Here is a 22936-nt window from a genome sequence, read left to right on the forward strand (position 1 = left end):
AGGGGATATTTAATAGTTTCTGCTATTTTTTCTTAAGACTCTAAACATCAAGTAAAGAGGTTGATACAATTCGGTTTCTCTTTTTTACCGTTAGGTTGCCTTCATGTCATCGTTATTATTAAAACAACAACAATTAGAGCCTCAGCAGTTAATTAATGCGTTACCTGTGTTTATCGATAGAATTCAAAGTTTACTTGATGTGTTGGGATTAGATCTTACTGACTATCAAGCGGATCATATTGCATTACGAATTAATGATCGCGGTGTCGCTGAAGCCGCTCATCAAGCGTGGTTACAACAAGCTGAAGAATGGTCAAATAATGAGATTAATGGCCGCCCAATTATTGCTCTAGGCTTTAATCAACCTATCGAGGTGAGTGGTTGGTCTATTGAATGTTTAGAGTTGCCATATCCTGGTGAAAAAAGTTATCCGCAGCAAGGTTGGGAACATGTAGAGTGGGTCATCCCATGCGATGTTAATTCTCAAGAAGCGTTTCTGGAATATGTATTTAAAACGTTTCCAATGTTGGAAGAGAAGTGGGAGAGCTTGGCGTCTTTAGGCGTTAAAGTAAAACAGAGTTGTCCATCGGGTGATGCAGAGCGAATTGCAAATTATACCGTTGCTTTTAAATATCAAGGGGTATGTATTAAATTGCATCCACATAGCTTAAAAGCGGTTATCGAGAGTGAGCAGGCATAAGGCTTGATATCTCAATAATATAAAAGGCACCCAATGTAGAATTTGGATGCCTTTTTTAGGTATTTATCTATATGAAGATTTACTTCGTTAATGGATTACATAATTCAGCAATTACTCTTAAGCGTCGTTCAGGCTCTGCCACAAAAGGATTCTCTTCATCCCACGCATAACCGGCCAAAATAGCACTGATCATTTGTTTGATTTTAGGGTTTGAATCTTCATGGAAGATAACATCTTGGAATGAACCTTCGTACCAGCCTTCTACATAGCAGCGGAACGTATTTACGCCCTTCATTAGTTTATCTGAGTAATCAACCTGCCAATTAACCTCTTCTTGGTTAAATTGTTTAATCAACGACTCAGCAGCCAACTCTGCCGATTTCATCGCAATGGTTACACCAGAAGAAAATACAGGGTCAAGAAATTCACCAGCATTACCTAAAAGTGCAAAGTTACGATCAAACAGCTTGGTGACATTGGCTGAATAACCCATGATCTCACCACATGGATTTGGGTACTCGGCATTGATAAGTAATTGCTTGAGGTTGTTATCCTCAGTTGCCAACTGCTTTAATGCCTCGAGATTATCACTAGGGTAATCTGCAAAAAACTCAGGCTCGCCAACCACACCAAAAGAACAGGTTCCATTACTGAATGGGATTAGCCAGTACCACACTTGCGTGTTGATTGGATGGACAGAAATAAGGATTTTATCTCTGTCATAACCTTCGTTATCAATGTTGTCCGTAAGGTGAGTAAAAATGGCTTTTCGTGGTGGTAAACAAGAAGGTTCTTCTAGGTTTAACAATCTTGGTAAGACACGACCGAATCCACTCGCGTCCAAGATAAAATCTGCTTCAACTTGATAAGGGTTGCCTTGAGTATCTAATACAGAAAGGAGCGTTTTAGGTTGAGAAACATCAACATCAGTAATTTCATGTTGGTAACGAATTTCGACCCCTTGCTCTTGAGCGCTGTCAGCAAGTACTTTATCAAAGTTGCCACGCTGAACTTGGTAAGTTGTCCCTGCACCCTCTGAAAACTTATTCGTAAAATCAAATGAAGTAAACGTACCATCAAAATGAAAAGCAGCCCCGTTCTTATACTGAAAGCTGGCTTTTTCTACTGCCTCAAGCATTCCTGCTTTTTTAATTGATTCCATACAGGCAGGAAGCAAACTCTCACCAATTGAAAAGCGAGGAAATGTCGATTTCTCTAAGATGATGCAATCAATATTGTGTTTTTTTAATAACGCAGCAGCAATCGAACCCGACGGACCGGCACCAATAATAGCAACCTGAGTTGATTCTACGTTGATTGATTGTTTTGATAGCACAGGTGGCTCCTATTTAGTTCTAAGCTCAAGTAGCGTATGACCTAAACCAATATTATTAGTTTGTTCAACAACCGCAAAGCCAGCTTCTTCAATAATTTCTAAGAAATCGCTGCAACGATAGAAACGACTGTTACCGTTAGCTAAACACGTGAAGTATAGAGAGGTCGCATTTAGGCTGTATGACGCGGCATCGTATTTTTGCTCATCCCAAAATAGTTCAAGAATATAAACTTTTGCATCAGCAGACATTGCAGCACGAACACGCTTTAGAATACTTAAGATCTCCATAGGGGAGAAACAATCTAAAAATTGGCTCATCCACCAGACATCAGCGCCTTGAGGTAAAGGCAGTGTTTTATCTAGCATGTTGGTTGGATGACCATTAATACGATCAGCAAAGCCTTGTTGCTCTGCATTTTTTAGTGCCATTTCGATCTGTTGTGGCAAATCAATAATCGTGACATTCACATCTTGATCGTAGTTACAGCATTGCAGTGCCCATTTACCAGTGTTACCACCAATATCAAAAAGCCGCTTAGGTTTTTTGCTTAATACTTTTTCTAATAAAATAGGGAATGAACGGTCAGAATAGAAATGATCAAACTTAAACCAGCTCTCTTTTGCTTTTTCTGGCAATCGAGATAAACCTTCATAAATAGTTGGCCAATCACCAAGTTCTTTCAAACCTGCAGGTGTGCCTTCTTGAATTGCTTCTGTTAGGTGCATCATTGCGGCGTAACAAACATCAGCAGTGAAGTCTAAATTCGCATTAGTCATGCCATCGTGTAATAAAAAGTGTCCAAGATTAGCAAGTACGTAATTTGGCTCATTCCATGTCACAATATGTGCGCTAAGTGCCATATCTAGAAGAACTTTAACGCCATATTCAGAAACGCCAGTCTCTTGAGATAATTGCACAGCGTTTAATCCTTGATCGTTTGCTTTATCTAGCGCTGCAAGAATACCAAGATCTCTGAGAGTACGAGCGGTTTGAAAAACGATAGGGGCAAAAGAGAGTTTCTGTGCTTCTGTTTTTGCTTCTAGTGCATTAAAAGGGTCATTTTTATATTGAGTCACGAAATTAGCCATATTATTAGAAGATGAAAATGATCATATCAGTGGTTGCGAGTGAAACTTTGTTCAAAAGCAAGAAACCACTGATATTTACTAAAGATCAATAGATTAGTCTATGATATTAGAAACGGTATTATCTTTGAATTCGACTCTAAAAGTATTAAATCTATTCTTCCAATATAGCCATTCACTATTATTTAAGTCAGGTGTCTTATGCTCTGGTGGGAAGCCGATCGCATATTTAACGCCTTCCTTAGTCATACCTACTTTTACAACACCGTCTTTAATTCCTTGCTGATCTAACGTACTGAGTTTTTTAATTTTTGAACTATTACATTCAGTGCCAAAATAATTACTTAGATATTTTGAAAAATCAGGAGAAGACTTATGCTTTGCCAAAGTATATTGCTTATCTGTACTGCTAATCTTAAAGGTCAAATTTTTATTTGTTACATCAACAATATTAACTTGAGTACAAACAGGGATTAGACCATCTTGTTGAAAGTTAACAGAATAAAGTTTCATTCTTTTTTCATCAGGGTGGAGGTTAACCAAGGTATAAACGGGTTTATTGGTTTGAAATAAATCTTCACCTGTTACTTTATCGGTAAGGGGCATTACACTTGCACAGCCGGATAATATAAGAGCGCCAGCGGAGAGTAAGAGAGGTTTGTAAAATGACATGTTTAGTCCCTTATTATCTATTTTTATATTTATTTACCGTATGACTTGTCGCATTTGTATTTGCGCCAAGTCACTGAATTCATATATCCTATACGAGTAGGGTAACAAATTGTAATATTTTTACGACTAGATGGATATCATGGCATACGCAAATTTTAATATTATCGATTGGCACGCAATTTCTGCTGGGATAGAGACCAAAGCGGCCTGGCTGCAGTGGCAAGAAACTAATTTCACTTGGCCTGAGGGAGAAAAAGCCCCTGTCGATAAAATTCCCGCGATGGCTCGAAGAAGAATGAGCGCATTAAGTAAGCTTGCTGTTCAAACTGCGCTTACTTTAGTTCAAGAACAAGAGGTTGATTATTTAATCTTTGCTAGTCGTCATGGTGAATTAACCAGAACGTGTGCTTTATTAGAAGACATTTTAAAAGGCGAAGATGCCTCTCCAATGGCGTTCTCTCAGTCGGTTCATAACACCGCCGCAGGGTTATTTACTATTACAGCTAAAAAAGCGATTCCAGTGACTTCTATTGCGGCGGGCGAAAATACATTTCACTCAGCATTAATAGAAGCGGCTGCATATTTGAGTGATAACTCGAATCATAAAGTTCTCGTTATTGACTTTGATGAGCCACTTCCTTCACATTATCAAGAATTTGAACAACAAGAATATCAAGGCTATGCATTCGGACTTATATTGAGTGCTGGTAGTGATTATTCTCTACAATGGAACAATAAACCTGCAAACAAACATTATGAGATGCCTCATGGGTTGCAATGTATTTCTAAGTTAGTAGGATCACACTCTCAATGGATGATAGAGAGCTCATTAACGCAATGGACATGGACGCATAAATAACAAATGACTTTGATTTTACGTATTGACAAATGTTGGCGAATCGCAGCTACTGGACTCTGTTTTTCTTTATTTGGAATTGGTGCGCTTTGCTTAACGTTTATTATTTTTCCGCTATTAACGTTTACAGCAAAAAATACCAAACAACGTGAAATCAGAGTTCAAGCTATAATACAAAGAAGCTTTCTTCTCTTTTGTAAGACAATGCATTATAGCCGAGCTATCCGATATCAATTTGATGGTGCAGACTTATTAAAGAATGATAAAAATTGTTTGATAATCGCAAACCATCCCAGTTTGATTGATTATGTTTTAATTGCTTCACAATTGAAGCAGTGTGATTGTATTGTCAAAGCGGCGTTATGGCATAATCCGTTTATTCGAGGGATTGTGAGGGCGGCAGGTTATATTCCAAATCGAGAGCCTGAAGCGTTTTTAGAAGAGTGCTCAGAAAAATTAAATTCTGGAAATGTATTATTGGTTTTTCCAGAAGGTACTCGAACGACACCGGGTATCACATCGAAGCTTCAGCGTGGTGCTGCTCAAATAGCAGTGCGTAGTGAAAGTGATTTACGTATTGTTCATGTGTCAGTGACACCCAGCTTCTTAACCAAAGAAGCAAAATGGTATCAAGTACCAGATGTTCGTCCTTTTTTTCATATTGAAGTGAAAGAAAAGGTCGCCATTGCCCCTTTTATTGAAGACGCTGATTCATCATCCTCAGCGGCTCGAAACGTAAATCGATTTTTAGATACAGCCTTGTATCCACAAAATGAATTTAATACATCAAAAGAGAATAAGTAGGTCATTGATGGAAGCATTACACAACGAAATTAAACTATTAATTATTGAAGCGCTTAATTTAGAAGATATCTCAGTAGATGATATTGAAACAGATGCACCATTGTTTGGTGATGGCTTAGGGTTAGATTCTATCGATGCTCTAGAGTTAGGCTTAGCAATTAAGAAAAAATACAGCTTAGTATTAGATGCTGACGATACTCAAACTCGTGAACATTTTGCGTCAGTAGCAAACTTAGCTGCATATATTACTGCAAATAAAGCGTAAGAGAGTAAGTCATGACAGATGTAAATAGAGAGCAAGTATTAGAGCAAGTGACTGCGGCATTAGTTGAATTATTTGAAATCGATGAAGCAGATATTACGCCAGAAGCTCAGTTATACACTGATCTAGATTTAGACAGTATTGATGCTGTTGATTTAGTGGTTCACTTACAAAAAGTAACAGGAAAAAAAATCAAGCCAGAAGAGTTTAAAGAAGTTCGCACCGTTGATGATGTGGTTAACTCTGTAGCAGCGCTTCTAAAATAATGCGTTGGCTGACGGTATTGTCAGCCATTGCACTGCTTGCTTACCCGCTAGCGGTTTACTACGGTCTTCACTTTGGTGGAATTACGACAGTAGCAGGCGTGCTAGCGGTGTTGTTTCTGGTGCGAATGGTTGGTGGAAAACAAGTTCCAATAAAAGAGCTTAAATACATCGCAATGGTCAGTGGTGGAGCAGGGATTATTCTTGCTGGCTTAGGCTGGTTATTTCGATCAGAAGGGTGGTTTACGTTTTACCCTGTGATCGTTAACGTAGTGATGTTTACTGTCTTTTTTTGGACACTATCTCAACCTCAAAGCATGATTGAACGCTTTGCTCGCCTTCAAGAACCTGATCTTCCACCGAGTGGCGTTGCCTACACTAGAACCGTAACCAAAGTGTGGTGTGTTTTTTTTGTAATTAACGGTTCTATTTCACTCTCTACTTGTTTTTTAGATATGAAAGTATGGATGTTGTACAACGGTTTTATTAGCTATTTATTGATAGGGACTTTATTTGTCACTGAATGGCTAGTGCGTCAATGGATAAAGAGAAAAGAAGCATGACCTACACAGCACTTTCCCATCTTACCAATCAAGAAAATCTAACTCATAATGTGTGCTTTGATGAGCAGCACAGTTACGTGAGTTATGAGCAATTTCAGCATGATGTGCAACGGGTGTGTGGTTATTTATCTCATCAACCAGAAAAAAGATGGGCATTATGTTTTGACGACAGCTACCAGTTTGCTGTCTCTTTTCTTGCTTTAGCTCATGCTGGAAAACACATTATTTTACCAGGTAATCATCAACCTGCGGCACTAACCGAATTATCTGAACATTTTGATGCCTTGTTGCATGATGACATAATTCAAGTCATGCCATGCGAACATCATTGTCATTATCAAACCATTAGCGATAATGTCATAAGCGTATTATCCCCATTAGTGTTAGGTAACATCTGCCTTACTTTATTCACTTCTGGTTCTACTGATACTCCAAAACCAATCGAAAAAACATTGCAGTTATTGAGTAATGAAATTCAGCAGTTAGAGCAATTATGGGGTGACAAGCTAGACGCGACTGAGATTTATAGCACCGTTTCTCATCAACATATTTATGGTTTGTTATTTCGAGTGTTATGGCCATTGTGTGCTAGACGCGCTTTCTGTCGAACAAATTTCATTTACCCTGAGCAAATTTTATCCCATCAACCTGATCATAAGAAAACACTCATTTGCAGTCCTGCATTATTAAAACGTCTTGCTGATCATGAAGGTTACAATCGCTACCAAATGGTTTTTTCTTCAGGTGGTCCTTTAGCTATTGAAGGGGCAGAGCAGAGTGAAATAAAACTCTCTTTACGTCCATTTGAAGTCTACGGCAGTACCGAAACCGGCGGAATCGGTTATCGCCAACAAATAGAACCAACATCGCTTTGGACATTCTTTCCATCTCATCAAACTCGCTTAAATATTGAGCATTGCCTAGAATTGTTATCTCCTTTTATTGGTGAATCATTATGGTATCCGACCAGTGATTACTGTGATTTGTTGGATAATGGACAATTCATACTAAAAGGGCGAATTGATAGAGTCATCAAAATTGAAGAAAAACGATTATCACTTACTGAAGTTGAAAAGCGTTTAATGCAACTAGAATGGATTGATGAAGCGGTCGTGATCCCTATGGAAGAAGCCAAACGTACTGTATTAGGTGCGGTTATTGTTCTTTCAGATACTGGGAACAAATTAATGCGACAGGGCTCTAAAGGTAAGTTTTGGTTAAAATTACGCTCTGAATTAAGAGAGTGGCTAGAGCCTGTAGGTATTCCACGTCGTTTTAGAGCGGTTGAAGAGATCCCATTAAATAGTCAAGGTAAACGTCAAATGCACGATCTACAGCAGCTATTTAATGATGTTAATGATTAAAAGAAGTACTCATGACAAAACGTAAACCGACCATTATTTCTACGGAAATAGACACAGAAGATCAAAATCAGCCAAGTGTTGTTATTACAATGCGTGTGGATGATGACATTTTGGATTTTACAGGGCATTTTCTTGGCCATCCATTATTACCAGGAGTTACTCAGGTAGATTGGGCGATTTATTATGGTCAGATGCATCTACAAGCAAATTCTATTTTTCAAGGCATGGAAGTTTTAAAATTTCAAGAGCCAATTTTACCTAATACAGAAGTTGAACTAGAGCTTCGTTGGGTAAAAGACAAAGAAAAACTGTATTTTGCTTTTAGTTCTAAACAAGGCGAGAGTGTGAGTAAACATTCCTCTGGCCGAATTTTATTAGGACAATAACATGACAACCTTCCGTCCTTGTTTTCTTATTCCTTGTTATAACCACGGCAAAACAGTTCCAGCAGTGGTGAAATCATTACTCAGTTTTGGTTATCCAATGTTGATTGTTGATGATGGCAGCAATAGAGAAACAAAACAGATATTAATGGATGTAGCGGCAAGTAATAAAGGAGTAACCTTAATTACATTAGCTGAGAATCAAGGCAAAGGCGGAGCTGTAATTGCAGGGATAGAAGCTGCGTATCAGCAAAGCTTCAGCCATGCGATTCAAATTGATGCTGACGGTCAACATGATTTAGAAGCATTACCTAAGCTGATTCAAGAATCACAAGCTCATCCCACAGCGTTGATCTCTGGCCAACCAATCTATGATGAAAGCGTGCCTAAATCTCGCTTGTATGGGCGCTATGTTACTCATGTTTGGGTATGGATAGAGACGCTCTCTTTTGCGATTAAAGACAGTATGTGTGGTTTTCGTTCTTATCCAATAGGGCCAACTATTAGCGTTCTTGAGCGTGCTGTTTTGGGGCAAAGAATGGATTTCGATACTGAGATCATGGTTCGTATGTATTGGAATGATACGGATATCCGTTTTATTAATACTCGCGTGATTTATCCTGAAGATGGTATTTCTCATTTTGATGCTTTATGGGATAACGTCAAAATCAGTTGGATGCACACAAAGTTATTTTTTGGCATGTTGCCGCGGATCCCATCATTACTAAAACGAAAACCAATACAGGATGATCATTGGTCGTCTCATGCAGAGCGTGGCACTATTCTTGGAATGCAAGTGTTGTTGTGGGTTTACTCTACTTTTGGTCGTCATGTTTTCTCGTTATTGCTAAAACCCGTTATGGCGTATTACTACTTACGTGGTGGCCCTGTAAAACAAGCATCTGATGATTTTATTCAACAAGTAAATGCTTATGCACGAGTAAAAAATATTACGTTGGCTGAAAAATTATCTCCATATCGTCACCTAGTTTCATTTGGTGAAACCATGTTAGATAAATTGGCAGCATGGCGTGGCGATTTTTCTGAGAAGAATTTAGTTGTGCATGGCACTGAGCATTATGAAGCGTTATCCAAACGAGAAAAAGGCATTGTAATGCTAGGTTCTCATTTGGGTAATTTAGAGTTATGTCGTGCTCTGAGTCGTCGACATAAAGATCTTAAAATTAATGCTTTGGTGTTTACTGAGCACGCAGAGCGTTTTAATGCAGTAATGAAAGCGGTTAATCCTCAATCTGAAGTTAATGTGATTCAAGTCAGTAAAATGGGCCCTGATACCGCTATTTTATTACAACAAAAAATAGATGCAGGTGAGTGGATTGTTATTGTGGGTGACCGCACCTCCGTTACTAAAGAAGATCGTGTTATTTGGGCGGACTTCTTAGGTAAACCAGCACCGTTTCCACAGGGGCCATTTATGTTGGCGTCTATTTTAAAGCAACCGGTTTATTTGATGTTTGGATTACGTGACGATACACAAAAAGATCCACGTTTTGATGTGTATTTTGAACCGTTTTCAGAACAAATTATTTTACCTCGTGGACAGCGAGAAGAGGCTTTGCAAGAAGTCGTACAAAATTATGCCCAACGCTTGGAGCATTTCACATTAAAGGCACCATCACAGTGGTATAACTTTTTTAATTTTTGGCAGTTAACTGGAAAGAAAGATGACAACTAATTCAATTACATTTGGTAAGGGACGTCTGACGATTGAAGACGTTGTTGAGATTGCAAATGGTGCAGATGCACAATTAAATAACGCTGACGAATTCACTGCTAAAATTGATCGTGGTGTTGAGTTCCTTGAGCGACTTCTAAAAGAAGAAGGCGTTATCTATGGCGTAACAACGGGTTATGGTGATTCTTGTACGGTTGCGATCCCTATGGATTTAGTGGATGAGCTGCCATTACATTTAACTCGTTTTCATGGCTGTGGTTTAGGCGAAAACCTAGATGAACAACAATCTCGTGCGGTATTAGCTACTCGTTTGTGTTCTTTATCTCAAGGTGTCTCAGGCGTCACTCACGATTTGTTAAATCAAATTGTTACCCTAATTAATCACGGAATTTCACCGCGTATTCCTCAAGAAGGCTCCGTGGGCGCAAGTGGTGATTTAACCCCACTTTCTTACCTTGCTGCAGCATTAATAGGTGAACGTGAAGTTATCTATAAAGGTGAAATTCGCGCAACTGCCGATGTGTTTAAAGAGCTAAACATCACACCGATTAAGCTAAAACCAAAAGAAGGTTTAGCATTAATGAACGGTACATCAGTAATGACGGCATTGGCGTGTTTAGCGTATAAACGTGCAGAATACTTAGCGCAAATGGCAACGAAGATCACCGCAATGGTATCTGTTGGCATGCAGGGTAACGACTTCCATTTTGATGAGGCTTTATTTGCTGTAAAACCGCATCCGGGCCAACAACAAATTGCGTCATGGTTACGTTCTGATTTACACAATGAAACGCCACCAAGAAACAGTGATCGTCTACAAGACCGTTATTCTCTACGTTGTGCGCCACACGTGATTGGTGTTCTTCAAGATAGCCTACCGTTCTTACGTCAAATGATTGAGAACGAACTGAACAGCGCTAACGATAACCCAATTATTGATGGTGATAATGAGCGTGTTCTTCATGGCGGTCATTTCTACGGTGGTCACATTGCGATGGCGATGGACATGCTAAAAACAGCGGTTGCTAACATTGCTGATCTACTGGATCGTCAAATGGCACAGTTAATGGATTACAAGTTTAATAACGGCTTACCATTCAACCTGACTGGCGCAACTGGCGCTCGCAAACCAATTAACCATGGTTTTAAAGCGGTACAAATTGGTATCTCAGCATGGACGGCAGAAGCGCTAAAAGGCACGATGCCAGCAAGTGTATTCTCGCGTTCAACAGAGTGTCATAACCAAGATAAAGTAAGCATGGGAACTATTGCTTCACGTGATTGTTTACGTGTACTTCAACTGACAGAGCAAGTTACCTCTGCTTCTCTACTAGCGGCGACTCAAGCGTTAGTACTACGCGAGAGACAAGGCGAGTTAAGTGATGATGAGCTAAGTGTTGAGCTGAAAACCATGCGTGATGCCGTGTTGTCAGAGTTTACCTTTGTAGATGAAGATCGTCCGTTAGAGCAAGACTTACGTAACTTCATTGATAAAATCCAACAACAACATTGGACGCTATACTAATGTCAAACTCTGTAGTTAATGCTGAAGGTGCTGAAGGGAATACTCACGTATTAAGTGCAGAAGTGTTGATCACCACCGCCTTTCAGGATGCAGATCCTATGGGCGTGGTGTATCACGGTAATTATTTTCGTTTCTTCGAAAAAGCACGCCATGAAATGCTTGAGAAGATAGGGTATAGCTACCGAGATATGATGGCGTCAGGCTATGTTTGGCCCATCATTGACACTCGTGTGAAATATGTAAAATCCATTCCTTATGATCACACCATTCGCGTGGTGGCAACATTAACAGAATGGGAAAATCGTATGCGTGTAGATTACGTCATTTATGATGCCGACTCAGGCGTTAGAATGACAAAAGCTCATACGATGCAAGTCGCTGTTTCAATTGAAACTGAAGAGATGTGTTTTGTATCACCTCGTATATTTACGGATAAAGTAGAGGCTTACCAACATGGTTAATCGTCAACATCGCTGTGCATTATGGATTGCTTCGATCTTTTTATTATTTAGCGTGAATAGTTTTGCTTTTGGCATTAGTGATTTACAACAGCAATTAGCGCAATCGACACTGGTTCGTGGTGAGTTTCAGCAAGTTCGAACCATGCAGATGTTTAATCAGCCTTTATCGACATCAGGCACTTTTTTGTTGGATCATGAAAAAGGGCTGTTGTGGCAACAAACCAAGCCATTTCCAATTAATCTAACATTAACTCAGAACAAACTTCGCCAGTCTATTAATGGTGAAGCTCAAGTAATGAATGATTCTGAGAACCCGATGGCTTTCTATTTTACGCGTCTATTCTTGTCTCTGTTTAAAGGCGATACCGATGCGATAAAAGAGAATTTTACATTGCAACTCTCAGGTGAGAAAGACGTTTGGACATTGTTACTTATACCAAAAACTTCACCAATCGATAGTGTATTTAAATCGATTAAAATTGAAGGTGGGCAGTATCTGAACCGAGTCGTATTAAGCGAAGTTCGTGGTGATGTTACTGAAATGGTATTTACTCAACAATCCACTCAACCAAACACCTTAACTGAAAAAGAGTTAGCTGCATTTGCCTTCTAACGGTATTAAATAGATGATAATGAAACCGCGTTTGCTGGCGTTAATTTGGTCATTGGTATTGCTGATAATCTTGGGTGTGTTTGGCTATCAAGCCAGCACCAAAGGCGCATTACCGATTGAAACTAATATTCTAGCGCTACTGCCAGATAATCAACAAGATCCGGTCGCTCAACAAGCCTTTGATAATATTGCCAACACTATGAGTGATAAAGTGGTGTTTGTCGTGCATCAAACGCAGGGCCAAGATAAAACACTGATTACAGCGGTTGATAATTTTAGCCAAGCCTTAACTGAATTGCCGATGTTTGATTCAGTGACGGCAACGGTGAGCGAAAATCAGCAGCAGGCGTGGGGTCAATACTACTTTCCTGCACGAGCGCAATTGCTAAGCGAGAAACAGAAACAGCAGTTAACGGATAAACCAGAGCAGCAAATACAGCAAGTGTTGCATGCGTTATACAATCCTTTTTCTGGTGTCACTGGCGCTGAGTTAGAAAGTGATCCCTTTTTACTGTTTCGAGATTATTTATCTGGCTTGGTTCAAAGCTCAGGTAATATCCAAATTGAGAATGGCTACTTAACAGCCACGGTGGATCAACAGAAATACATCGTGATCACCGCCGATCTTGCCGGATCATCCTATCAGCTCTCTTTACAGCAGCAATTACCTGATTTACTGACAGTAGAGCAGAAGATAGAAACCCAGTTTGACGTTGATATTCAACATACTGGCGTTATCTTTTATGCAGCTCATGGAACAGAGAGTGCAAAAGGCGAGATCAGTACCATAGGTTTGGGCTCATTAATTGGTATTTTTGTACTGGTTTTAGTGGTCTATCGCAGTACGCTGCCATTAGCGTTAGCCCTGTTATCCATAACCACTGGCTTATTCTGTGCCTATGTATTAACTATTAGCTTATTTGGTTCTATTCATTTATTTAGTTTGGTATTTGGCGCCAGTTTAATCGGTGTCTCGATTGATTATGCGTTTCATTTTTTAACTGATCGTTTAAATGCCGGAGCTAAGTGGAACTCTGTCGAAGGCATTAAACAGCTTTTACCTGCAATCACACTGGGCTTAATTACCAGTTTAATTGGCTATCTTGGCATGTTGATTGCGCCGTTCCCTGGCTTACAGCAATTATCCCTCTTTTCTGCGATTGGCTTAACCGCCGCTTATTTTACCGTTGTCTGTTGGTATCCGGTATTAGCCAGTAAGCCGAGTAAGCACCATGTTATTCCTGCTCAACGAGCGTTAAGTCAATGGCTATTGGTATGGCAACAACCGCTTATCCGCTTAGTACTGCCATTTAGCCTTTTAATCGCTTCAGTATTTGGAGTAACACAGGCGAAATACGATGATGATATTCGCCAACTTCAAGCACTGCCTCAAGCATTACAGCAGCAAGAAAGAGAGATAAAAGCCATTACCGGTGTTGGCGGATCTCAACAATTATTGTTGGTTAGAGCAAAGACAGAAGAAGCGTTATTACAAAAGTTAGAGCGAGTATCAGATAAGCTTGAGCAGAGTGGTGACTTTGGTGGTTTCCAATCTATCAGCCGTTATGTACCATCACAAAAAACACAGCAAGAGAACTATCAACTCGTTACTGATTTATATAAACAGCAAGCAGATGCTTATCAAAAAGTGATACAGCAAAAGCAAGCACTGTCAGCATTACAGCCGTATCAAGCGCTAACGATTGAAGGGTTTTTAGCATCACCAATATCTGAAACTGTAGGCTTTTTGTGGCTTGGTCATATTGATGATGTGTTCGCTTCGGTGATCACCTTTAATCAAGAAGTAGATAGTGCAACATTGAATGAGTTTGCTAAAAATAATGACGCGACCTATCTCAATAAAGCCGAAGAGATTTCTACCTTATTTGCTCAATACCGCCAACGAATTACCGAACTGTTATTAATGGCCTATGGAGCAATATTTTTACTGCTATTGCCTCGCTATAAAGTCAAACAAGCGTTCTTAATTGTACTGCCTCCGTTTATCGCAGGTTGTGCAGGCCTTGCGGTGACAGTATTAACGGGTGTGCCATTAAACCTGTTTAATCTATTAGCGTTAATGCTAATTTTAGGAATAGGGATAGATTACACTCTCTTTTTTGCTGAGCAGAACAAGCAAGCAGATAACTCTCATAAAGAAAGTACCTTATTGGCGATTTCCTTATCGGCACTAACGACCATTCTTTCTTTTGGATTATTGGCATTAAGTGAAACCCAAGCGATCCACAGTTTTGGTATCACCGTATTAACAGGTATCATTGTCGCTTGGTTACTTGCACCACTCAGTCAATTAACACCCTCTCATACTCACAGTAAAAGGGATAAATAATGAAGAGTAAGCCGTTAACACTCCGTTATTTTAGTGTCTTTATTTTGTCGTTTATCCTTATGGGGTGTGCATCAAAACCGATCAAACAGCCTAATCAAGTTGAAGTGGCTCAAGGAACCTTTGTTACGCTACCTCAGCCAGAGCAATATGGCAGTGATTTATCGTTGAGTCAGCTTATCTCGGTTGAGTTTCAAGGTTCTAAACAACAACTTCCAGTGCAATTACAGTTAACTGGTAATGATCTTGTTCTTGCCGGTTTTGCTTCATGGGGCTCTCGTCTATTGAGTTTAGATTATGACGGTCTAACCTTAGAGACCTATGTGATGGCAGGGCTTGCGGATACGCTTCCGCCTCCAGAGCAAGTGTTGTTTAATGTGATGATTACCTTGTGGCCGCTGGATGCGTGGCAGCCATCATTGGATAGTATTAATTGGCAGTTAAGTGAGAATGGAAACCATCGCATACTGCGTGATGAGTCGGGTAATATTATCCTTGATGCTCGTTATGATTCAATCCAAGACAAGCTGAGTGGTGATATCACGCTAAGCAGCCCTCACTTGGGCTATATTATTACCATAAAAACGTTTTCACATTCGCAAGAAGCACAAACTCAAAAGAATAATGGATAAATAAAATGAGCGAATTTCCTGTATATATTCATGCCTGTGGTTCGCATTCCGCATTAGGCAAAGAGATAGCTGATATCCATCAGACTCTTCAAGGCACCAAAGCGCCATCAATGAGAGCAGAAGATGGTTGGCTAAATGATGGAAAATCGACCGTTGTTGGAAAAGCGGAAGGTGAGCTGCCTACCGTTCCATCACGTTTAGCCGCATTTGATACTCGGAATAATCAATTAGTGCTCTCAGCATTACAGCAAATCGAAGATCAAATTCAGCAAGCAAAAGAAAAGTACGGCGCTGATCGTATTGCGGTGGTAGTAGGAACAAGTACTTCTGGGATCTCTGATGGTGAAGTCGCACTTAGCGCAAAGCTAAATTCTGGTGAGTTTTCTGATGGCTATCATTACCATAAGCAAGAGTTGGGTAATCCTGCGGAATTTATTGCAGAGTATTTAGAACTTACAGGCCCAACGTATGCAATTTCGACGGCGTGTTCTTCTAGCGGTCGTGTTTTTTTATCGGCAAAGCGATTATTAAAATCAGGCTTTGTGGATGCGGTTATCGTTGGTGGCACAGATACGTTATGTAAGTTAACGCTAAACGGTTTTAATAGCCTTGAAGCGTTATCAAATACACCTTGTTTACCATTTAGTCCGAATAGAAAAGGAATTAACATCGGTGAAGCAAGTGCGTATATGCTATTGAGCGCAGAGCAAAAAGACTCCGATGATCCCATTGCTCTATTAGGCGCAGGTGATAGCTCAGATGCACATCATATCTCAGCCCCTCATCCAGAAGGAAAAGGCGCGATAGAAGCGATGGAAAAAGCCTTAAAAGATGCAGGGCTTAATGCTACGGACATTGGTTATATTAATGCTCACGGTACAGCGACACCATTGAACGATGCAATGGAATCGAAAGCTGCGCATGCTGTTTTTGGTTCTCAAACGCCAATCAGTTCAACCAAGCCATTAACTGGGCATACGCTAGGGGCGGCTGGTATTATTGAGGCTTCAATTTGTTGGCATATACTAAAATTCAATTTAGCATTACCTGCGCAAATCAACGATGGTGAGATTGATCCTGAATTAGCCGAGATTAACTTAGTTCAAAGCCAGAGTTTAGAAAAGAAAGCGATCATCAGTAACTCTTTTGCTTTTGGTGGCAACAATATTAGTTTAATTTTTGGGTATCATTCATGAGCCATATTCCAGATTTAATCGACCTTTTGCCTCATGATATGCCATTAGCTTTAGTTGATGAGTTGATTGATGTACAAGAGTTGTCTATTCACTGCAGAGTGACCATTAGCGATCAGAATATTTTCTTTAATCATGAAACAAAAACCATTCCTGCGTGGGTTGGTATTGAGTTCATGGCACAAAGTGTTGCAGGGTGGTCTGGTTACCACGCATGGAAAAAAGGTAATAAGTCACCGATAGGCTTTTTGCTTGGCAGCCGAAAATATAAAGCAGAGTGCAGTGAATTTCAACAAGGCGACACACTCGACATTTTTGCAGAGCAAGTACTTGAGAATAATGGCATGGCGGTATTCAGTTGCTATATTGAATCAAATGGTCAGCAAGTGGCTTCGAGCCAGCTTAATGTATTTGTACCAACAGAAGAAAAATTAGAAGAGCTTCTCGCTCCTAAGCAAGATAAGCAGTAGAGGGAACCATGACAAGACAAGTATTAGTGACCGGAGCCAGTAAAGGTATTGGTCGCGCTATCTCAGAGCAGCTAGCAAAAGATGGGTTTTATGTAGTTGTTCACTATATGAGTGATCAAGCAGGCGCAGAACAAACATTGGCGACGATTGAAGAAAACGGCGGTTCAGGCCGTTTAATTCAATTTGATATTAGTAATCGCGCACAGTGTAAAGAGAGATTAGAAAACGATATTGAAACTCATGGTGCGTATTATGGCGTTGTGAGTAATGCAGGTATTACTCGTGATACAGCATTCCCAGCAATGACAGAAGAAGAGTGGGATGGGGTAATTCATACCAATTTAGACAGCTTCTATAATGTACTTCATCCTTGCGTAATGCCTATGGTTCAACTGCGTAAAGGTGGCCGTATTGTGACACTAGCGTCAGTCTCGGGCATTGTAGGTAACCGTGGACAAACCAACTACAGCGCCGCTAAAGCGGGTGTGATTGGGGCGACTAAATCGTTAGCGTTAGAATTAGCGAAACGAAAAATTACCGTAAACTGTGTCGCTCCAGGTTTGATAGATACCGGTATGGTTGATGAACATGTAAAAGAACATGCCTTGCCACAAGTGCCACTGCGTCGTATGGGTGATCCAGAAGAAGTCGCAGGTCTTGTCAGCTACCTAATGTCAGATGTTGCGGGTTATGTGACTCGCCAAGTTATTTCAATCAATGGTGGTTTAGTATGAGTCGTCGTGTAGTTGTTACAGGCATGTCTGGCGTGACAGCCCTAGGCAGTGATTGGAACACCGTAGGCGAAAACCTTCGTAAGTGTGAAAATGCCACTCAATATATGCCAAGCTTTGAGGTTTATGATGGCCTAAATACAAAGCTTGCTGCACCGATTGATGACTTTACGTTACCAAAGCATTACACCCGTAAGAAGATTCGTTCAATGGGCCGAGTGTCACTACTATCTACAGTTGCTTCTGAGCAGGCACTAGAGCAGAGTGGTTTGATTGGTAATGACGTTTTAACCAATGGACAAACCGGTATTGCTTTTGGTTCATCGACAGGTTCAACAGACGCTGTTGGTGCATTTGGTGTCATGCTGAGTGAGAAAAGTACCAAAGCGATTACAGCAACGACTTACGTAAAAATGATGCCTCACACAGCTGCGGTAAACGTTGGTTTATTCTTTGGTTTACGTGGTCGTGTTATCCCAACCAGCAGTGCGTGTACGTCAGGTAGCCAAGCGATTGGTTATGCGTATGAAGCCATTAAACACGGTTACCAAACCGCAATGGTTGCTGGTGGTGCTGAAGAGTTATGCCCAACGGAATCTGCGGTATTTGATACTCTGTTTGCAACAAGCTTAAAAAATGATGAACCTAAAACCTCACCAAGCCCATATGATCAAGACCGAGATGGTCTAGTGATTGGCGAAGGGGCAGGCGCATTAGTATTAGAAGAATATGAACACGCCAAAGCTCGTGGAGCAACCATCTATGCTGAATTAGTTGGCTTTGCGAGCAACTGTGATGCAGCCCATGTAACACAACCTCAAATGGAAACCATGCAACTGTGTATGGAAATGTCATTAAAAGACGCAAACTTGTCGCCAGAGAGTATTGGCTATGTATCAGCCCACGGTACAGCGACTGAGCGTGGTGATATAGCAGAAAGTACAGCAACAGAAAACGTATTTGGTTCATCGATGCCAATCAGTTCACTGAAGTCTTACTTTGGTCATACATTAGGGGCTTGTGGTGCAATTGAAGCGTGGTTATCGATAGAGATGATGCGTAACAATTGGTTTAGCCCAACCTTAAACTTGAACAATATTGATGAGCGTTGTGGAAAGCTTGATTACATCACTGGCGCAGGTCGCGAGATTGATTGCAATTACATCATGAGCAATAACTTTGCTTTTGGTGGGATTAACACATCACTTATTTTTAAGCGTTGGATTGAAGCGTAGTTTTTCTTTTTAAGTGATAAATTTGAAATAACAGATAAGAAAAAACCGGTGAGGGGAATTCACCGGTTTTTTTGTATCTTCAGATTGGTTAGATCGAAGATAGAATAAGTTACACGATCTGATTGATTAGTTTACCCAATCACGCAGTGTGAATGTTAATTCGTGTTCTTGACCTTTAAGGATCAAGTTTTCTTTAGTAAGCGTAATGTCGCTCCATGTAGATAGAGTGCTAGACATAACTTGTTCAGTTGTCATCACATCACCCATACACATTTTCATTGTCATTCCCATTTTTTCAATGCGGAATTGACCTTCTTCATTTAGCTCACCTTGGCCAAAGAAGTTGTTACAGCCAGCGTTACCATTAGCTGTCATTTTCTCGCCAATCTCAAGACGTGGTGCTTCCATTTTTTCAGGAGTAGCAACGTCTTTACCGTCAACTTGAGTTAACTGCCAGTTGTGGTGTTGAAGCATATCTGCTGAAACTTGAGTGTCAGCCATTAGGTTGTCGCCATTGCTTGCACATGCAGCCATTAATACAGGTAAAGATACAGCCACTAATAATTTTTTCATTTTAACTCCTAACTGGTTTATGAAGTTTTGCTTTTTTTAATATACAGAAGTATAGAAGAGAATAACCCAATATTGTCAGTAAAAAGTAAAAAACACTGTCCAATAACAATTGTCTTATAAATTAGAATGCTAAATGGGAAGAAGATCTTAGTTTTTATATAAGAAGAAAATAGAGGGGCTCTGTGATTCTATACGCTAGATAGATTAAAGCCCCGATACTGGTAATATCAGGGCTTTAAAGGGGTTGTTATTTCAATTGGTAAGAAAGAAATAACATAATGCAAAAGAGTAAAAAAGACTCGAATTAGATGCGGATGAAGTCCATGTGCTCAACTTTAGGCTTAAACGCGTGACGTTGAACGTCTTGCGGCTTAACCTTAACAGTAGCGCCATCGATTACTAGCTCAATTGCTTCGTAAAATTCAGGCTTATCCATTTGGTTGATGATATCACTGTGGATTAGTTCGATTGATACTGGAGCTTCTGTGCCACCGTAAACGATTGCAGGGAATTTACCAGCGTGACGAAGGCGGCGGCTCGCACCCTTACCTTGTTCAGTACGTACTACTGCTTCAAATTTCATAGTCTTTACTCTCAAAATAGTAAAATAAAAAAATGCCATTAAGCTTAGCGACCTAACTTAACAGACTTTTCGTTTCGAAAAACGAGCGCGAATAGTACCATTCGATTATTTATCTAACAACCTATTTTCGTGTGTTTTTGCTAGGTTTTTGTTAATGTGAAAAAACTATCGTAAAATTAAAACGATGAATGCATAAACAATAAAATAACTGCATGGAGGCAAGTATGAAAAAAATAGGGATAGTCGCGTTATTTTCTTTTTCCGTGATAGCTGCGGATCACGCTCAAGAGATAGAGGCTCGACAGGATAATTTTCAACATCTTGATGCGACCGCTGATTTGTTAGATGATGAATTTGATAAAGACGTATTAAATTGGGATCGTATTATGCCGTTAGCCCAAAGTGCGCATTTAACAGTAGAAGAGCAGAAAACCCTGTTTCCAGAAGGCAGTGCAGACAACAGCCGAGCACGGACTAAAATTTGGGTTCAAAAAGCCGAATTTGAAGGCAAGTTTGATACGTTATCGCAGCAATTTATGTTAATCAGCGAAGCTGCAGTAGAACAAGATGAAGTTGCAGCACGAGCCGCCCTTGATAAAGCGTTCGCTCAGTGCCGCTCGTGTCATATGAATTATCGTTCACTGTGGTAATCGTGTTTTAAAAGCGGATGACTGTTATAAACAGATTACTCTTCAAAGATCTTATCGCGAATAGACCAAAACTTACCTTGTTTACGCGCAATCACAAAACTCGGTGGACGAAAACGGTGTTGGTTATTCGCGATTTTAATTGCGGTTGTTTCTTCAAATGGACGGTGTCTATCAACCAAATGAGGGCGAACAAAGTTATTCAAAAATAATTGCTTTTGTTTTTTAGTCGTCATTTGCCAGACTTCATGCAGCTCAGAATCATCATCACCTAAATAGGTCACTTTGATTTGTGGTTTATCGAACTGATTTTTCCCCGCGGTAAGGGTTAAGTCGATGCAGTTGAGGATCCTAGCATCTTTTAATTTTAGTGCTTCTTTTAGCTTTTTATCGGGATCAACTAAGATCGCATCACATTCATGACAAATACGTGCAGCAATATCATTATCTGCACCGCATTCATTGCAATATTTGGCTCTAAAGCGATAACCGCACTCTTCACGAGTCCCTTCATCATCTTCAAAATAGCCTTGGCAGCGACGTCCAAAGTGTTCAAGTAAAAAGCCATTACTGTCTAATTTACCCCAGAAGTTATTATTAAAACCACAGGCAGGGCAGGGAATAGTGATGATCTCACTGTTGCTGTCAGGTTTAGGGTCACCCACTTCAGGTTGGTAGAGATCGTAGCAATTACCCGCGTAATCTAAGATCGTACACTCTGTTTTTCCTTCCGCTAAACGTAATCCACGACCAATGATTTGTTGGTATAAACTGACCGATTCTGTTGGACGTAAAATAGCAATTAAATCAACATGAGGGGCATCAAAGCCCGTGGTTAATACCGAGACATTAACTAAAAATTTGGTTTGTTGTTTTTTGAAGCGTTGAATAATGGCATCACGTTCGACAACTTTAGTATCGCCAATTACCAGTTCAGATTGCTCTGGTGGTAGTAGTGACAATATTTCTTGAGCATGGCGAACCGTGGCAGCAAAGATCATCACACCTTTTCTGTCTTTGGCGTATTCCACTATTTGCTGAACAATTTGTGGGGTGGCGCGTTTGGATTCTTCAATCACCAAATCCAATTCTGATTCTTTGTATTTATCGGTAGAGGCTGGCTTTAATTGCGAGAAGTCATAACTTAATACTGGGGCATCTAAGAGTTTTGCCGGCGTTAAAAAGCCTTCATCCAATAGATATTGAATAGGCAATTCAAAAATACAATCACGGAAAAAACGAGGCGTGTCAGTTTTGACTTGGCCGCGAGTGTGATATTGGTAAATCCAACCAATCCCTAAACGATAAGGTGTCGCGGTTAAGCCAAGTACTTTAATACCCGCATTTTGGGTTTGTAAGTGCTCAATCACTTTACGGTAACTGGTGTCTTTGTTATCTGGCACGCGGTGGCACTCATCAATAACCAATAATGAAAATTGATCTTTAAATGAATCAAGATTACGCACCACAGATTGCACCGAGGCAAACACCACTTTCTTATCGGTTTCTTTACGACCTAACCCTGCAGAGAAAATAGAGGCTTCTTCACCATAGCCTTCGTACTTTTCATGGTTTTGTTCGACAAGCTCTTTAACGTGAGCAAGTACCAACACACGACCTTTTGCTATTCGTGCTAATTCAGCTATCACCAAGCTTTTTCCAGCACCCGTAGGCAGCACTAACACCGCAGGCGTTGTGTGTTTTCGGAAATAATGGATAACGGCTTTAACAGAATCTTGTTGGTAAGGTCGTAATGTATACATGGATATAAATACAGTGGTAAAGACAAGTTCGCATCATATCAGAATATAAAAAATTACTCTCTTTGTTTTCTTGCTAGTATTAAAACAGGTTGTTAATTTAAGGATGAGTACGACAGTGAGATCTCTATGTATTTTGTTATTACTGAGCTCAGTATTATCTGGTTGCAGTAATTTTAAA

At 40.1% G+C, this 22936-nt stretch carries 25 protein-coding genes; 19 read left to right on the forward strand and 6 right to left on the reverse strand.

Annotated elements, in window-relative coordinates:
- Positions 1–103 precede the first annotated feature (103 nt).
- Positions 104–700, forward strand: coding sequence for a VOC family protein (locus tag AC2INI_RS04365; protein WP_486305420.1), 597 nt, complete (start codon positions 104–106; stop codon positions 698–700).
- 79 nt (positions 701–779) lie between these two features.
- On the opposite strand, the gene AC2INI_RS04370 is transcribed toward AC2INI_RS04365, so the two are convergent.
- The 3 genes from AC2INI_RS04370 to AC2INI_RS04380 form a co-directional block, all read right to left on the reverse strand.
- Entirely contained in the window at positions 780–2018 is a 1239-nt protein-coding gene (locus tag AC2INI_RS04370; RefSeq protein ID WP_486305692.1) for an NAD(P)/FAD-dependent oxidoreductase, read from the reverse strand.
- Between the two features lie 27 nt (positions 2019–2045).
- The gene (locus AC2INI_RS04375) at positions 2046–3113 is read right to left on the reverse strand and encodes a methyltransferase (protein WP_486305421.1); all 1068 of its coding nucleotides are present in this window, start codon (positions 3111–3113) and stop codon (positions 2046–2048) included.
- Between the two features lie 105 nt (positions 3114–3218).
- On the reverse strand, positions 3219–3794 hold the full coding sequence (locus AC2INI_RS04380) for a hypothetical protein (protein ID WP_486305422.1): 576 nt from the start codon (positions 3792–3794) through the stop codon (positions 3219–3221).
- A gap of 139 nt (positions 3795–3933) precedes the next feature.
- Here AC2INI_RS04380 and AC2INI_RS04385 point away from each other — a divergent pair, with 139 nt between their 5' ends.
- The 17 genes from AC2INI_RS04385 to AC2INI_RS04465 are packed head-to-tail and all read left to right on the forward strand — an operon-like array spanning position 3934 to position 19192.
- Entirely contained in the window at positions 3934–4653 is a 720-nt protein-coding gene (locus AC2INI_RS04385) for a beta-ketoacyl synthase chain length factor (RefSeq protein WP_486305423.1), read from the forward strand.
- A 3-nt stretch (positions 4654–4656) separates the two neighbouring features.
- Positions 4657–5454 (forward strand): lysophospholipid acyltransferase family protein, encoded by a 798-nt coding sequence (locus AC2INI_RS04390; protein WP_122035616.1) that lies wholly within the window; start codon positions 4657–4659, stop codon positions 5452–5454.
- Positions 5455–5461: 7 nt separating this feature from the next.
- Positions 5462–5719 (forward strand): phosphopantetheine-binding protein, encoded by a 258-nt coding sequence (locus AC2INI_RS04395; RefSeq protein ID WP_242504782.1) that lies wholly within the window; start codon positions 5462–5464, stop codon positions 5717–5719.
- 11 nt (positions 5720–5730) lie between these two features.
- On the forward strand, positions 5731–5982 hold the full coding sequence (locus AC2INI_RS04400) for an acyl carrier protein (protein ID WP_122035612.1): 252 nt from the start codon (positions 5731–5733) through the stop codon (positions 5980–5982).
- Positions 5982–6542 carry a COG4648 family protein gene (locus AC2INI_RS04405; protein WP_122035610.1) on the forward strand — a complete coding sequence of 187 codons (561 nt, stop codon included), beginning with the start codon at positions 5982–5984 and terminating at the stop codon, positions 6540–6542. The genes AC2INI_RS04400 and AC2INI_RS04405 overlap by 1 nt, the downstream gene beginning before the upstream one ends.
- On the forward strand, positions 6518–7906 hold the full coding sequence (locus tag AC2INI_RS04410) for an AMP-binding protein (protein ID WP_486305424.1): 1389 nt from the start codon (positions 6518–6520) through the stop codon (positions 7904–7906). Before AC2INI_RS04405 ends, AC2INI_RS04410 begins: the two co-directional genes overlap by 25 nt.
- Before the next feature lie 11 nt (positions 7907–7917).
- Positions 7918–8292: an ApeI family dehydratase gene (locus tag AC2INI_RS04415; RefSeq protein ID WP_122035605.1), complete on the forward strand. Its 375-nt coding sequence runs from the start codon at positions 7918–7920 to the stop codon at positions 8290–8292.
- Between the two features lies 1 nt (position 8293).
- On the forward strand, positions 8294–9985 hold the full coding sequence (locus AC2INI_RS04420; RefSeq protein WP_486305425.1) for a glycosyltransferase family 2 protein: 1692 nt from the start codon (positions 8294–8296) through the stop codon (positions 9983–9985).
- A complete protein-coding gene (locus tag AC2INI_RS04425; protein WP_122035601.1) occupies positions 9975–11510 on the forward strand; it encodes an HAL/PAL/TAL family ammonia-lyase in 1536 nt (511 codons plus the stop codon). Before AC2INI_RS04420 ends, AC2INI_RS04425 begins: the two co-directional genes overlap by 11 nt.
- Positions 11510–11971 carry an acyl-CoA thioesterase gene (locus tag AC2INI_RS04430; RefSeq protein WP_122035598.1) on the forward strand — a complete coding sequence of 154 codons (462 nt, stop codon included), beginning with the start codon at positions 11510–11512 and terminating at the stop codon, positions 11969–11971. The genes AC2INI_RS04425 and AC2INI_RS04430 overlap by 1 nt, the downstream gene beginning before the upstream one ends.
- On the forward strand, positions 11964–12584 hold the full coding sequence (locus AC2INI_RS04435) for a LolA family protein (RefSeq protein ID WP_486305426.1): 621 nt from the start codon (positions 11964–11966) through the stop codon (positions 12582–12584). The genes AC2INI_RS04430 and AC2INI_RS04435 overlap by 8 nt, the downstream gene beginning before the upstream one ends.
- Before the next feature lie 13 nt (positions 12585–12597).
- A complete protein-coding gene (locus tag AC2INI_RS04440) occupies positions 12598–14934 on the forward strand; it encodes an MMPL family transporter (RefSeq protein ID WP_486305427.1) in 2337 nt (778 codons plus the stop codon).
- A complete protein-coding gene (locus tag AC2INI_RS04445; RefSeq protein ID WP_486305428.1) occupies positions 14934–15563 on the forward strand; it encodes a DUF3261 domain-containing protein in 630 nt (209 codons plus the stop codon). Before AC2INI_RS04440 ends, AC2INI_RS04445 begins: the two co-directional genes overlap by 1 nt.
- Positions 15564–15568: 5 nt before the next feature.
- Positions 15569–16759, forward strand: a complete 1191-nt coding sequence (locus tag AC2INI_RS04450) for a beta-ketoacyl-[acyl-carrier-protein] synthase family protein (RefSeq protein ID WP_486305429.1) — start codon at positions 15569–15571, stop codon at positions 16757–16759.
- A complete protein-coding gene (locus AC2INI_RS04455) occupies positions 16756–17226 on the forward strand; it encodes a hotdog family protein (RefSeq protein WP_045101592.1) in 471 nt (156 codons plus the stop codon). The genes AC2INI_RS04450 and AC2INI_RS04455 overlap by 4 nt, the downstream gene beginning before the upstream one ends.
- Before the next feature lie 8 nt (positions 17227–17234).
- Entirely contained in the window at positions 17235–17960 is a 726-nt protein-coding gene (locus tag AC2INI_RS04460; protein WP_122035585.1) for a 3-ketoacyl-ACP reductase FabG2, read from the forward strand.
- Positions 17957–19192, forward strand: a complete 1236-nt coding sequence (locus AC2INI_RS04465) for a beta-ketoacyl-ACP synthase (RefSeq protein ID WP_486305430.1) — start codon at positions 17957–17959, stop codon at positions 19190–19192. Before AC2INI_RS04460 ends, AC2INI_RS04465 begins: the two co-directional genes overlap by 4 nt.
- Positions 19193–19318: 126 nt before the next feature.
- Here the strand turns inward: AC2INI_RS04465 and AC2INI_RS04470 are convergent, their stop codons facing one another.
- Positions 19319–19765, reverse strand: a complete 447-nt coding sequence (locus tag AC2INI_RS04470) for an META domain-containing protein (RefSeq protein WP_122035581.1) — start codon at positions 19763–19765, stop codon at positions 19319–19321.
- A 304-nt stretch (positions 19766–20069) separates the two neighbouring features.
- The gene (rplY, locus tag AC2INI_RS04475; protein ID WP_060990479.1) at positions 20070–20348 is read right to left on the reverse strand and encodes a 50S ribosomal protein L25; all 279 of its coding nucleotides are present in this window, start codon (positions 20346–20348) and stop codon (positions 20070–20072) included.
- A 224-nt stretch (positions 20349–20572) separates the two neighbouring features.
- Here rplY and AC2INI_RS04480 point away from each other — a divergent pair, with 224 nt between their 5' ends.
- Positions 20573–20998 carry a cytochrome c gene (locus AC2INI_RS04480; RefSeq protein WP_486305431.1) on the forward strand — a complete coding sequence of 142 codons (426 nt, stop codon included), beginning with the start codon at positions 20573–20575 and terminating at the stop codon, positions 20996–20998.
- 35 nt (positions 20999–21033) lie between these two features.
- On the opposite strand, the gene radD is transcribed toward AC2INI_RS04480, so the two are convergent.
- Positions 21034–22758 carry a DNA repair helicase RadD gene (gene radD, locus AC2INI_RS04485; RefSeq protein WP_486305432.1) on the reverse strand — a complete coding sequence of 575 codons (1725 nt, stop codon included), beginning with the start codon at positions 22756–22758 and terminating at the stop codon, positions 21034–21036.
- Positions 22759–22936: the final 178 nt, after the last annotated feature.

It is taken from the genome of Aliivibrio friggae (genome assembly GCF_057368515.1).

Bases quoted from the DNA above. Each gene is read 5' to 3' on its own strand.
- AC2INI_RS04470 (WP_122035581.1), bottom strand. From the start codon at position 19,765: ATGAAAAAATTATTAGTGGCTGTATCTTTACCTGTATTAATGGCTGCA.
- AC2INI_RS04480 (WP_486305431.1), top strand. From the start codon at position 20,573: ATGAAAAAAATAGGGATAGTCGCGTTATTTTCTTTTTCCGTGATAGCT.
- AC2INI_RS04380 (WP_486305422.1), bottom strand. From the start codon at position 3,794: ATGTCATTTTACAAACCTCTCTTACTCTCCGCTGGCGCTCTTATATTA.
- AC2INI_RS04400 (WP_122035612.1), top strand. From the start codon at position 5,731: ATGACAGATGTAAATAGAGAGCAAGTATTAGAGCAAGTGACTGCGGCA.
- AC2INI_RS04440 (WP_486305427.1), top strand. From the start codon at position 12,598: ATGATAATGAAACCGCGTTTGCTGGCGTTAATTTGGTCATTGGTATTG.
- AC2INI_RS04390 (WP_122035616.1), top strand. From the start codon at position 4,657: ATGACTTTGATTTTACGTATTGACAAATGTTGGCGAATCGCAGCTACT.
- AC2INI_RS04450 (WP_486305429.1), top strand. From the start codon at position 15,569: ATGAGCGAATTTCCTGTATATATTCATGCCTGTGGTTCGCATTCCGCA.
- AC2INI_RS04425 (WP_122035601.1), top strand. From the start codon at position 9,975: ATGACAACTAATTCAATTACATTTGGTAAGGGACGTCTGACGATTGAA.
- AC2INI_RS04460 (WP_122035585.1), top strand. From the start codon at position 17,235: ATGACAAGACAAGTATTAGTGACCGGAGCCAGTAAAGGTATTGGTCGC.
- AC2INI_RS04410 (WP_486305424.1), top strand. From the start codon at position 6,518: ATGGATAAAGAGAAAAGAAGCATGACCTACACAGCACTTTCCCATCTT.
- AC2INI_RS04415 (WP_122035605.1), top strand. From the start codon at position 7,918: ATGACAAAACGTAAACCGACCATTATTTCTACGGAAATAGACACAGAA.
- AC2INI_RS04395 (WP_242504782.1), top strand. From the start codon at position 5,462: ATGGAAGCATTACACAACGAAATTAAACTATTAATTATTGAAGCGCTT.
- AC2INI_RS04445 (WP_486305428.1), top strand. From the start codon at position 14,934: ATGAAGAGTAAGCCGTTAACACTCCGTTATTTTAGTGTCTTTATTTTG.
- AC2INI_RS04365 (WP_486305420.1), top strand. From the start codon at position 104: ATGTCATCGTTATTATTAAAACAACAACAATTAGAGCCTCAGCAGTTA.
- AC2INI_RS04420 (WP_486305425.1), top strand. From the start codon at position 8,294: ATGACAACCTTCCGTCCTTGTTTTCTTATTCCTTGTTATAACCACGGC.
- AC2INI_RS04405 (WP_122035610.1), top strand. From the start codon at position 5,982: ATGCGTTGGCTGACGGTATTGTCAGCCATTGCACTGCTTGCTTACCCG.
- AC2INI_RS04465 (WP_486305430.1), top strand. From the start codon at position 17,957: ATGAGTCGTCGTGTAGTTGTTACAGGCATGTCTGGCGTGACAGCCCTA.
- AC2INI_RS04430 (WP_122035598.1), top strand. From the start codon at position 11,510: ATGTCAAACTCTGTAGTTAATGCTGAAGGTGCTGAAGGGAATACTCAC.
- radD (WP_486305432.1), bottom strand. From the start codon at position 22,758: ATGTATACATTACGACCTTACCAACAAGATTCTGTTAAAGCCGTTATC.
- rplY (WP_060990479.1), bottom strand. From the start codon at position 20,348: ATGAAATTTGAAGCAGTAGTACGTACTGAACAAGGTAAGGGTGCGAGC.
- AC2INI_RS04385 (WP_486305423.1), top strand. From the start codon at position 3,934: ATGGCATACGCAAATTTTAATATTATCGATTGGCACGCAATTTCTGCT.
- AC2INI_RS04455 (WP_045101592.1), top strand. From the start codon at position 16,756: ATGAGCCATATTCCAGATTTAATCGACCTTTTGCCTCATGATATGCCA.
- AC2INI_RS04435 (WP_486305426.1), top strand. From the start codon at position 11,964: ATGGTTAATCGTCAACATCGCTGTGCATTATGGATTGCTTCGATCTTT.